Origin of the sequence: Lentzea sp. NPDC020367 (assembly GCF_044387305.1) — a bacterium.
Classification (GTDB): Bacteria; Actinomycetota; Actinomycetes; order Mycobacteriales; family Pseudonocardiaceae; genus Lentzea.
On the sequence record NZ_JBIRVV010000002.1, the window covers coordinates 1,295,746 to 1,307,184 of the forward strand.

General features: G+C 64.8%; 9 protein-coding genes. 6 read left to right on the top strand and 3 right to left on the bottom strand.

Annotated features, from left to right (window positions below):
• Nucleotides 1–116 precede the first annotated feature (116 nt).
• Together ACH413_RS12260 and ACH413_RS12265 are read right to left on the bottom strand one after the other, a co-directional pair.
• Entirely contained in the window at nucleotides 117–755 is a 639-nt protein-coding gene (locus tag ACH413_RS12260) for a hypothetical protein (protein ID WP_360031245.1), read from the bottom strand.
• On the bottom strand, nucleotides 739–960 hold the full coding sequence (locus tag ACH413_RS12265; protein ID WP_360031247.1) for a hypothetical protein: 222 nt from the start codon (nucleotides 958–960) through the stop codon (nucleotides 739–741). Before ACH413_RS12265 ends, ACH413_RS12260 begins: the two co-directional genes overlap by 17 nt.
• A 2,537-nt stretch (nucleotides 961–3,497) precedes the next feature.
• On the opposite strand from ACH413_RS12265, the gene mptB reads away from it, so the two are divergent.
• From mptB to ACH413_RS12290, 5 genes are all read left to right on the top strand, one after another.
• The gene (gene mptB, locus ACH413_RS12270) at nucleotides 3,498–5,009 is read left to right on the top strand and encodes a polyprenol phosphomannose-dependent alpha 1,6 mannosyltransferase MptB (protein ID WP_360031249.1); all 1,512 of its coding nucleotides are present in this window, start codon (nucleotides 3,498–3,500) and stop codon (nucleotides 5,007–5,009) included.
• Nucleotides 5,002–6,201, top strand: coding sequence for a glycosyltransferase 87 family protein (locus ACH413_RS12275; RefSeq protein WP_360031251.1), 1,200 nt, complete (start codon nucleotides 5,002–5,004; stop codon nucleotides 6,199–6,201). Before mptB ends, ACH413_RS12275 begins: the two co-directional genes overlap by 8 nt.
• Entirely contained in the window at nucleotides 6,198–7,580 is a 1,383-nt protein-coding gene (locus ACH413_RS12280; RefSeq protein ID WP_360031253.1) for a glycosyltransferase 87 family protein, read from the top strand. The genes ACH413_RS12275 and ACH413_RS12280 overlap by 4 nt, the downstream gene beginning before the upstream one ends.
• A complete protein-coding gene (locus ACH413_RS12285; protein WP_360031280.1) occupies nucleotides 7,486–8,463 on the top strand; it encodes a radical SAM protein in 978 nt (325 codons plus the stop codon). The genes ACH413_RS12280 and ACH413_RS12285 overlap by 95 nt, the downstream gene beginning before the upstream one ends.
• A 513-nt stretch (nucleotides 8,464–8,976) precedes the next feature.
• A complete protein-coding gene (locus ACH413_RS12290) occupies nucleotides 8,977–9,291 on the top strand; it encodes a DUF6176 family protein (RefSeq protein ID WP_360031255.1) in 315 nt (104 codons plus the stop codon).
• Between the two features lie 918 nt (nucleotides 9,292–10,209).
• Here ACH413_RS12290 and ACH413_RS12295 read toward each other — a convergent pair.
• On the bottom strand, nucleotides 10,210–10,833 hold the full coding sequence (locus ACH413_RS12295; RefSeq protein ID WP_360031257.1) for a DUF3152 domain-containing protein: 624 nt from the start codon (nucleotides 10,831–10,833) through the stop codon (nucleotides 10,210–10,212).
• 277 nt (nucleotides 10,834–11,110) lie between these two features.
• Here ACH413_RS12295 and ACH413_RS12300 point away from each other — a divergent pair.
• On the top strand, nucleotides 11,111–11,439 hold a 329-nt coding region (locus ACH413_RS12300; protein ID WP_360045982.1), incomplete at its 3' end, for a response regulator.

Sequence of the window (11,439 nt, forward strand, 5' to 3'; positions counted from 1 at the left end):
GGATTTCCCGAAACCCAGACTTTCGGTCACGTAATCCGGCATCGCCCGGCGCGTTCGCTCGAGCAACCTCGGTAGCCTCTCCTCCTGGATGGTCGCCAGCCCACCAGCGGCGGTCGTCAGGTCGCTAGAAGCGGTCTCCATCCCGGAGAAGGTCGCCGTCGGCCCGCGGGACATCGTATCGGTCCGGCGCGGGGCGTTGATCGGGCCGCGTCGAGGCCGAGATCGGCGAGGCCCTGCTGGTCTACGTCGAGGAGCACGGATTCGTCTCGGCCACTCAGCAGCGGTACCGCTCCTGCCGGCACCACCACCCACGACGGTGTGGCCCGCACGAGGTAGCGGTCACCCACTACGTCCAGCAGTTCCCGGTCGTGCAGGTCGGCCTTGAGTACCAGCGGTGGTCCGCCGACCTCAATCCGGTATCCCTGCGAGGACAACGCCTTCAGCAGATTGTTCGCCAGTGTGCGTCCGGCGGTTGCCGTCGTCACTGACGAGAGGTCTTCACGCGCGACCGCGCGCTGCAGTGTGGCGTGCAAGGCCACGGCGACGAACGGCCGGGCCTCCAATGTGGATTGTTGCCGAATGCCCTGCTGCCCGGTGAGTTCCCACGTGTGGCGCAACGACCCGATGACCCGGTCGCGCGGGACACTCCAAATCTGTTCGTCCGCGTGGGTTTCAACGCGAGGCACTGTGGACTGGACCGCGTCGGGAACCACCACGTTCCGCTGCCAGTCACCCGATTCAACCGACACGTTCAATGCGCAGACCGTGTCCGAAGCGATCCTCGCCGCCAGCAGAGCCCTTGAATGCTCCGGGTTCAAGCGATGCCGTCAGGACCGCGTTCTGCTCGACCACCCCTGCGGGGGTGTCGACCGCGATCCGCAGCGGCACACCGGTTCCGAGCAGTTCGGTGAGGACCGCGCGCTCATCACGGCCGGGTCCGGTGGCCAGTGCCTGGCTCACGGCTGCCTTGGTGAACGCCGCGTTCCCTAGCCCGCCTCCGGGTTGACACAGGCCTAAAAGGCTCTGCGCATGGGCGTCTTGCACGACCGCAGGTCCGGGAGGGCCGTTCGCGGGTCTGACCGGTGACCTCGACCAGCAGGTCGCCGTCAAGCGTCACGATGACGCCGCAGTGACGGCGGTTGGTGCTGACCTGCGACCACAGCTCGGTGTAGTCGATGCCGTGCGGGGTGGCCAGTCTGGCGAGGCAGGAGGTCGTGAGCTCGTTGTGCGCGGGCCGCAGGCGGATCGGCAGCAGGGAGACCGTCAGACGCTGGCCTGCTTGGTCGTCGCCCGGTTTTGCGGCCGCCGAGCCGGAGTGGAAGTGGAGCGTTCGGCGGCGAAGTCGACGGGGACCAGGTCGAGCAGGTCTCGGGTGATGCGTTCGCTGCCATCGTGTATCGGTTGGCCGCGCACCGCTGCGGTGAGATCGCGTGCCGTTGCCCATCGACATCGATGGACAGCTCGGCCTCACACCGTTCCTTCATCTGATGGGGCCGAGTGAAGCAACGTTCCCGTTGTGCCGGAAGCCGGCGACATCCGGCACCACGACCAGCTTGCTATCAAGTCTGGTCAAGCAGAACGGTGAGTTCGACCTCATTGGTCGTCATGATCGCCAACTTCTCACGGCCAATGCTGGGTCTGGCACACCAGTGAGCAGACGGCAGGACGCGAACCCGCGCATCGGGATGGCGACGACGGCGTCTTCGGAAGCGACTTGCGACGGTATGACGCGCACTCGTCGCCATACCCGCCACAGGTGTGTGCCCAGCCATAGACCTGCGCCTCAGCCGTCCAGGTCCACCTGTTAGTGGTCACAGGAGGGACAGTCGGTGGTGGGTGTTCCACCTGGAACACCCACCACCGAGGCCCCACTTACCGTGTCCTGGCGGAAATACGCGGCCTGCGGGACCCGTACCGTTCCGGCCCGGCGGACCCACCACGACGAGCGGGACGAGCATCGAACCGGCAACGACACCAACAACACCTCACCAGAACCTCATCTCACCAGCCTCGACCAGCAGGCCGAAATGACACAACGGGCACAGTACGCGACCCGTTCGCCCCCAACGGTTCGCCGCAACCAGGCCAACGACCCCAACACCGCGTCGACATCAGCGCCGACACGATCAGAGCCGGTCGACGAACAAGGACCTTCTGACACCCCAATACATGCATGGGTGCCTGACCGAACCACATGGGAGGCTGATTCGCGACAACCGCGCCCCAATCCACCAGACACCAGGTCCATCGCGGTCAGCCGTTTGTCCACACAAGACACACCAACGTCTCCGCGCCTCGTTTACCCAACGGAGGCATCACCGCACCCTGTCACAGCCGCGGACAGCTCATCAGCAGACCTTCGAGACACCGCCATCAAGGTTCGCGACTTCGCCCTCGTCAGCGAACTACGGGTAGTCGCCGCTGCAGCCGCCACTGAAAATCCCGCCACTCGGTCGGCGCCGCCGGGCCTCGATGACCGCTGTCGAACTCCGCAACAACGTCGCCGAGCAACGTCGCCTCAATGGAGAGTGCACGTGTCCGCCGGCCCCGGTCGCGTCGCGGTGACGCACCCTCACAGCCGGAACAAGAGAACGGGTGTCGACGCGGAGATCCAGGGCAGGTCGCGCGGGTTCATCGTCGACAACCGTGGCGAGTCGTCGTTCGTGTTGCACAACGACTACCCGAGAGGCTGCCGTTCCTGCTGGCGGGGATGCCCTGTGTCGTGGACCAGGACACCCGTGCCGAACGCCAGGCAGGAGGGGCCTGAAGGCGCGACTGGTTCAGCTCAACGACGTCAGACTGCAGCCCAATGGCCACATAAACTGCCCGAAGGTGCTACGTATTATGACCTCTTGGCGCCCGGTCGGTCTATATGACCAAAGGAGTCATCGGAAGAATCTATCATTCCAGTGTGGATCAACACGGGGTCGCGTTCTCCGCATGATCGTCGCATCCGAGGCAGAACCGAGCGTGGCGCACACTGACGACACCAGCGTTGCATTTATGGGAGTGATAGCGGGGACGCTGGGACATGAGCTGCGGACGCACATGCTGTTGCACTTGAAGATCTGGACGATGACCTGGGTACTTCCGTCTGACAGATCAGGCACCGGATCGGCAGTGCTTTGTGGCACTCTGAACTGCGCTACGACGGTGCGACCTTATTCCTGGCCAACAGCACGGAGCCGTTCCAGAAGATCTTCTACTCCCACCTGCACGTCTTTCCGCGCTTCCTCGGCGATGGCCCCCAATCGGCTACCGGCTGCGCGACCGGGGTTTGTCAGCTGCTCGACGAGGGCGCCCAACGCCATTCTCCGCGGGTTAACGCCGTCTTGATCCGATCGGCAGAAGCAACTGCAGCACCTGTCGGCCGCGTCGCGGTCTTCTGATCGCCTGCCAGCAAGAGCCAGTTCCGGTTCGGACCCGATTGCATTGACCCGTGAGATCGGTGTCGCAATCGCGCTCGCCGCGAGGCATCAAGAAACATTTTCAAGAAGGTGGATCTGGTCGTGAACGGATGGCTGGGACTGCTCCGGCGAATTCCGAGACGAAGCCTGTTGCCTGGCGCTGTTGGCGCCATGCTCCTCGCAGTCGGTGGGCTGGGGGCTGGCGCGATCGTCCGCAGGGACCCGCTGCTGAGCGACACGCCCCTGAACGCGGTCAGGTACGGCCATGGCCACGACCTCGCATTCATGGTCCTGTTCGCTGGTCTGGGACTTATGGTGCTGTCGTGGGTGCGGCTCGGCCAGCTGGTGCTTGCGGATCAGGCCGGTGGCCGCATGGTCGCGATGGCCACCGCCGTGTGGGCCGCGCCGCTGACCATCGCGCCCCCGCTGTACAGCCGGGACGTCTACAGCTATCTGGCGCAGGGTGCGGTCGCGATGCGCGGTTTCGATCCGTACAGCCGTGGAGCGTCCGTACTGGACCTACCGCTACGGGGCAACGTAGCGGACCTGTGGCAGGAGACGCCGTCGCCATACGGGCCGCTATTCCTGTTGCTGGGCAAGGTGACGGTCTTCCTGACCGGGGACAATGTCATCCTTGGCGCGATCTTCATGCGCGTCGTCGCGCTCGCCGGACTGGCGCTGCTCACGTGGGCGATTCCTCGCCTGACAAGGCATCTGGGCGGGCGCGCCAACGTCGCGTTGTGGCTCACGGTCGCCAATCCGCTGATCTTGGCGCTGGGCATCGGCGGGGCGCACAACGACATTCTGATGGTTGGGTTCATGGTGGTCGGCGTGCTGTACGTCCTCGATCGGAAACACCTCCGCGGGTTCGCTTTCATAGCACTGGCCGTAGCGGTGAAGGCGACGGCGCTGCTGGTGGCGCCGTTCCTCGTGTGGGTGTGGGCGGCTCGGCTGAGCGGGTCGGCACGGCATCGCTTTCTGATGGCCGCCGGGACTGGAGGAGCGGTCTTCGTAGTCGTCTTCTCTGCGGCCAGCATGATCGCTGGCGTTGGTCTCGGCTGGATTGGTGTACTGAAGTCCCAGAGCCCCCTGCTGACTTGGATGTCGTTGCCCTGCGCGGCGGCGGAGGTCCTCTTCTACTCGATCGGCACACACATTCCCGGATGGACCCGCGAAGGCTTCCTCAGCTTCTTCCGCGCGTCCGGGGTGGTCGTGCTCGCGGGAGTGCTCGTTCGCCTGTGGTGGCTGGCCAGGGAAGGTGGTGTGGACGCGATCAGGCGCGCGGCCATCGCCCTGCTCGCCGCGTCCCTGCTCGCGCCGTCTGTTCTTCCTTGGTACTTCACGTGGACGCTGGCACTGGCCGCCGCCTTCGCCTGGAAGAAGCGCGGAATCGCCGTGCTGGCCGGCATTTCGGTGTGGATGGTGCTGGTCACCTTGCCCGACGGCACGATCGTCTGGCGCTGGACCTACGACAACATGAACCCCTGGGTGTGGTGGCCGTACCTGGCCGCCACCGTCGTGGCCGGCGTGTGGGTCGGCCGGTCCCTCCTGCAGCCACAACCGGTCAACGCACCGCAGTTGGTGGGAGGTAACCGTGGCTGAGCTCGAGAACCGCGTGCTGAGGTTCGCACCGCTGCTGCTGTGCCTGTCGCTAGGCATCTACGCCTGGACGCTGGGAAACCCGGCGAACTGGGGGATGATCGACCTCAAGGTGTACTGGAGCCTCGCGCCGAACGTGCTGTCGGACCAACTCTACGAGATCAACATGCCGTTCACGGCAGACTTCCAACTGCCGTTCACCTATCCACCGTTCGCGGCGGTGGTATTCCTGCCAGTGTCCGCGTTGCCGTGGATCGCCGCGCGCATCCTGTGGCAGGTTCTTTCACTGTTCAGCCTGTGGTGGCTGGTGCGGACGGCGCTGAAGCTGGTGGCCGCAAAGGCAGAGAAGCCGTATGACGTCACGTGGCAGCGCCGAACATTGCTGTGGACCGCCGTCGTACTTTGGTTCGAACCAGTGCGCAAGACCTTCGACTTCGGACAGATCAACCTGCTCCTGGTTGCCGGGATCTTCGCTGCGATGGTGGCGACACGTCAAGCGCTGGCAGGACTGGGCGTTGGTGCTGGCATCGGGACGAAGCTGACTCCGGGGATCTCGGTCTTGTACTTCCTCGCAATGCGCAGATTCACTGCCGCTGGGTGGTCGGCCGTGGGCTTTGTGATCACCGTGGCGCTCGGGTTTGTCGTGTCGGCCCAAGACTCCTGGCGCTACTGGTTCGAGTTGCTCGGTGCCGCGGACAGGGTGGGACCGGTGGGGTCGGCGATCAACCAATCGTTGCGTGGCGCATTGTCCCGTTCGTTCGGTTACGACGTCGAGATGTCGTGGCCCTGGCTGGTAGCAGTCGCGGTGTCGGCTGCCTTGACGTGGTTCGCCCTGCGTGCTGCGGTGCGGGCAGGGGACCAGCTTTCGGTCGTGGTCACGGTGCAGATGCTCGGGTTGCTGGTCTCACCGATCTCGTGGAGTCACCACTGGCTGTGGATCATCCCGGCCGTTCTCTGGATGGTTTACAGCGCAGGACATCCCATGCGCCTTGGGCTCGCCGGAGCCTGGGTGCTCGTCACCACCACAGACGTGATCACGTTTCTGATCAACCAACAACCGTCCATCTGGGAGATTCCGAGGCCATGGCCGCTCTCCGCACTCGCCTGGGTGTACCCGGCGCTCGGCCTAGTCACCCTTGCGACGACGCCTCGTCTACTGCGCGTGGCGGCACAACGCTCGGAGGTCGCACTGTGAGGCTCGAACAACGGCTGCTGACCGTCGCGCCATGGCTGCTCGCGATCTCTCTGGCCGTGCGCACCTGGATCATCGTCACCGGCTTCGGCAACGAGTCCATCGACCTCTACGTATACTGGTCGCTCGCCCCGCACGTGCTCGACGGCGACCTGTATCAGGTGTTCTCCCCGCACTCGCCGCCGGACTTCCCGCTGCCGTTCACCTATCCGCCATTCGGCGCGCTGGTGTTCCTGCCGATGACGTGGATGTTCTGGAGCCTCGCACAGTGGAGCTTTCGTCTGCTGTCGGTGCTGTGCCTGTACTGGATGGTGCGAGTTGCGCTACGGCTGGTCGCGGGCGAGTCCTGGACGACTAACGCCCGGTTGTGGCGTCAGCGCGCGATCCTGTGGACTGCGGTGCTGCTGTGGATGATGCCGGTCTTCCACACCTTCGAGTTCGGTCAGATCAACCTGGTACTGGCTGCGATCGTGCTGGCCGCGATGGTCGCCCATGACGATCGGGTGGCCGGTGCCGGGCTCGGTCTGACATCCGGTGTGAAGCTCGTACCGGCGATCTCGGGCTTGTACTTCCTGGCCACGCGCCGATGGGCAGCCGCGGGGTGGTCGGTTGCCGCGTTCGCCGCGAGCGTCGGCCTCGGCTTCCTGGTGGACTTCGACCAGACCAAGAAGTACTGGTTCGAGTTGCTGGCCGACGCTGACCGGGTGGGTCCGATCGCGACCGCGCACAACCAGTCGCTGCGCGGAGCGTTGTCTCGGACCTTCGGCTATGACGTAGGCCTGTCCTGGCCGTGGGTGATCGCGGCGCTCGTGTCGATGGTGCTGGCCCTGTTCGCGTTGCGAGCTGCGATCCAGGCGAACGACACACTGATTGGTGTGCTATCCGTACAGTTTCTCGGGCTGTTGTTGTCACCCATTTCCTGGGACCACCACTGGGTGTGGGTCGTGCCGCTACTGATCTGGCTGGTGCACGCCCAGATCTCTCCATGGGCGCGGATCACGTTGCTAGGGCTGTGGGTGCCGGCCATGTTCTCGGACGTCATCGCGTTTCAGCTGCACCGGCAGCCAACCATCTGGACGATCAGCCGACCCGGCTGGCTGTCCGCGATCGGGTGGGCCTACCCTGCGTTCGCGCTGATCACCTTGGTGGTGATCACGTGCGCATTGCGCCGCTCCACGAGGACTCGCTCGCATCACCGAGGAGGCACTCGCGATGTGCAGTTTCTTCCGCACCACAGTGGACAGTCCGTGTCGCAAGGTTCTCGTCCAGATCAACGAGGACTGCAACCTGCGCTGCGCCGACTGCTTCGTTTCGGCGACTCGAGCGGGCAGGCAGATGTCCCTGGCCGACGTCGTAGGCAAGGTGATCCCACAGCTTCGTGACGCGCGGGTTCGGAGGATCACCTTGACCAGCGGGGAGCCCTCAATCCATCCCGACTTCATGGCCGTCGTGCGAAAGTTCCGCGCGGCTGGCATGGCCGTCGGGGTGTGCACGAACGCGACAGCACTGAGCGACCAGCAGATCGCCGAGCTCGCGAGTCTTGAGGCGCACTGCAACGTTTCGCTCGGCGGGTTCGCCGCGGACTCGCACGGCAAGTTCCGCGGTGACCGGGCCAGCTTCGACCTCACCGTCGCTACGGCGCAGAAGCTCGGGGCGGCAGGGATCCTGCAGGGCTCGCTGTGCACTCCGAACTCGTTGGCACAGAACGAGGAGTACGTCGATCTGTGCGAGTTCGCCCGCGCTCACGGCGCGCGTTCAGTGCTGCTCAACCCGCTCGGCAGCATGGGTCGCGGCATCAAGTCCCAAGGTCAGCTCGCGAAAACGACCATGCACATGCAGGAGATCCACGCCCTGACCGAGCTGTTCGGCAGCTCAGACCTCGACATCACACACTTCCGGTTCCCCAACGCCGCGGGCAAGCCACTGTCCGGCTGCGAAGCTGGAACGATCATCTGCATGTTCACGCCCGGCGGGATCGCGGTGTGTCCCTATCTGGTGTTCGCAGCGAGAACTCCGGCCTCTCAGCACGCCGACACCCGAATTCACCGTCGGCAACATCCTCACTGGCACGAACATCGACCAGCGCCTCGACGACTACCGGTCCACGATCGCTACCAGGTCGGCACGAACAACACCTGCGCGTCGTGCTCGATGAGCTCTGGATGCGGCAAAGGTTGCCCAGCCTCTGTCGTCGCGTCCGGATCGGCGACGCCGAACAGTGCCCGATCACGACTGCCGATCAAGCTGCGGGAGAGCGCCGCGTAGCGGGCGCCGATCAGCAGGCCGACCTCCCGATTGAACCACAGGTCGGTGAACACCACCCTGATCTGGCGGACCAGACCGTCGACGCCGAGGGCGGTACTTCCGTCGGTGCCATCGGGCAGGGCAGCCTGCACCCGGACGTCAGGCGAATTGACTCTCGGCACCTTGACGATCTCGCCGTTCCACACGAGGGAGCGCTGTCGTCGCGTTCGGCCTCGTCCTGCCGGATCCAGTCGCGCAGTGCTCGCGATGTACCCCGAGTTGCTCGGCCAGCAGCCGAATCGCCGACTTCAGATCCGGCTCTCGACACAACCGGACCGCTCGAGATCCCAACTCGTCGGGGTACCTCGGTGCTGCTACGGAGGGCTCCCTTCAGGCCCTATCGGACCATGCATGAATGTCGTCTAGCTGCCACGGAAATCTCACACCAACGGTCTCGGGATCAGCGGTCCTGTGCGATCTTGACAGCCAGATCCAAGCCCTAACTACACGACATTGGGGCTAGACTGCGATGTGATGACCATCCGGGTTACCCGCGTAGAACCAAGCAAGGTGGACCAACTCCGAACGTGGTTGGCGACGGCACGGCTACGCGCAGACGAAGTGCGGGCCACGTTCGTCGATGAGGGTGTGCGGCACGAGCGAGCGATGCTGGTGGACACCTCGGACGGGCCACTACTGATCTACGCGGTCGAGTGCGAGGACTTCGATGCGGCCACGGCCGCGTTCGCAAAGTCCACGCATCCGATCGACCAGGAGCACAAGCAGGTGATGGCCGAAGTGCGAGGCACCCCGGTCGAGGTAGAAGACCTGCTGGACCTATGGCTTTAGGCAGGCGTAACAACGGCACCGTCATCAGATCCGTCGACTGTCAATCGTCTCGAATCGTGGAGACGGTGTTATGCCGCAGCGACCCTGACCTGCACCGCCGATACTGCCTGTGCTTGTACCGTCTAATGCTCGAACGGAATCGGGGCCAGTCCGTGGTTGGCGCTGTGCCGCCGGTTGGCGGTGGGAGGTCTCCGAGCGCCGGTATGCCGCCACGGTTCTGGCCGTCTGTTGACCCGTGATTCCGCGCCGGGGCTTGGCGATGACGCCAGACCGAACTTGGTGCGGTTCCATGCCAGCGCGGTCGGCCTTGTGGATGACCTCTTCCTCGAAGGCCGTGCGCCGGATGGTGAGATCCGACGGATGTCCGTCGGACACCGGCTTTCGTGGCGAGCGAGGCGCCGTACGAGCACTTGTTCGCGTCCCACCTGCGAGTGGTGACTACGCATTAGGAGGAGGTGGCCGCGGGGCGATGGCGTCTGGCCCTTGTCGTAGCCAGCCCCAACCTTGCAGTCCGACAACTCCGTGCCCTGTGTGTAATCACCCAGGCCCCGACAGCAGCCATCGTTTCGTGCCAAGGTTGCAGAACTTGGCGAGGCCAGCCAACCTGTCTGCGCTCGGCTCGAGCACATCGACTCGACGGCGACCAACGCGCTCGCCTGGCGGTTGCTGTCAGCCCTGCGCCCGCTGGAAGTGCGCCTAAAGGCCTGGACCAATCCGACCGCACGATCGTGGTTCGCCAGCTACGCCCGGCCACCCGTGAGGAAACGCCGGCAGCGGCGGACCAGTTGTTCACGCGCCTGCCGGAACTCACCGGTCAGTACGCGCCCGCTGGAGCTGAGGTGGCCGAACGGTTGCTACGCGTCGAGCCGGTGTTCACGGCCGAGGGCGAGACCACGACCACGGTCATGGCCACGAAGGTCATGGATACGGCCACCCATTCGCCTTGCACGCCTTCCCGTCCCGCGGGATGAACGCGCCCTGGGAGACGCCATTGGTGATGCGGACGATCTCGTCGTTGGACACGCTGAACGTCTGCTGCATCATCACCGGCGCCAGTCCGCCGTTCACGTCGCACGGGCGGTGTCCCTGCCCGAACGCGTGCCCAACCTCGTGGTTGACCATGTACGTCCGGTACTCGTTGAGGTCCGGCAGGAACGCTACGGCGCCGCGCGTCCAGCGGGCCGCGCTCAGGTACACGAAATTGCCGTCACGGCACGAGACGTCGATCGGGATTTCGAACCCACACACGTTCCGTGCGGTCTGTTGTGACGTGAGACGCACACGCACAGACGCGACACCGATTACACGACGCACTGAAAGCGCGCCACGGGCCGTCCAGCCGCGCGGGTCCGTCAGAGTGCGGTCCACGAACACCGAAAAGGCATGTTCGTCGATCGTGATGCCGTCCTCGATCTCAACGGCGTAGGTGCGCACCGGGCCCGTGCCCACTACGTCACCGGTGCCGGGGACTACGTGGAACGTGCCGCTGCCAGCGACCGGGAACTCAGGTCCATCGGGCAGGTCCGAGCTCGACGCGTACACACGAGGCGGAGGCGGAGGCGGTGGCGATGGCGCTGCCGGGCGGACGGAACCGAGTCAGGCGTGTTCGGCGACGGCACCGAAACCGGCACCGGCGTGGTGATCGGTGCTGCGGCAGGAGAGATTTTGCCAGCCAACTGGACCGTCGTCAGCAGCAGCGCCGTCAAGCCGACCGCTGTCAGAGTCAGGTGGACCTTCATGACGGCAACGCTCGCCGGAACTGATGAAGAACCTGTTTACGTCCCGCTTGACTGTCGTGAAGGCCTGCATACTTCGCACTGTGTGTGCCCACATTCTCGTCGCCGAGGACAACGTTCACCAGGCTGAACTCGTCCGCCGGTACCTCGAGCACGACGGGCATTCCGTGGTGGTCGTCCACGACGGACGGGCGGCGATCGACGAGACGCGGCGGCGCAACCCCGACCTGCTGGTGCTGGACGTGATGATGCCGCTGGTCGACGGAATCGACGTGATGCGCGCGATCCGGACCGAGTCGGACGTGCCGATCGTGCTGCTCACCGCGCGCTCCACTGAGGACGACGTGCTGCTCGGGTTCGACCTGGGAGCGGACGACTACATCACCAAACCGTTCCGGCCACGGCAGATGGT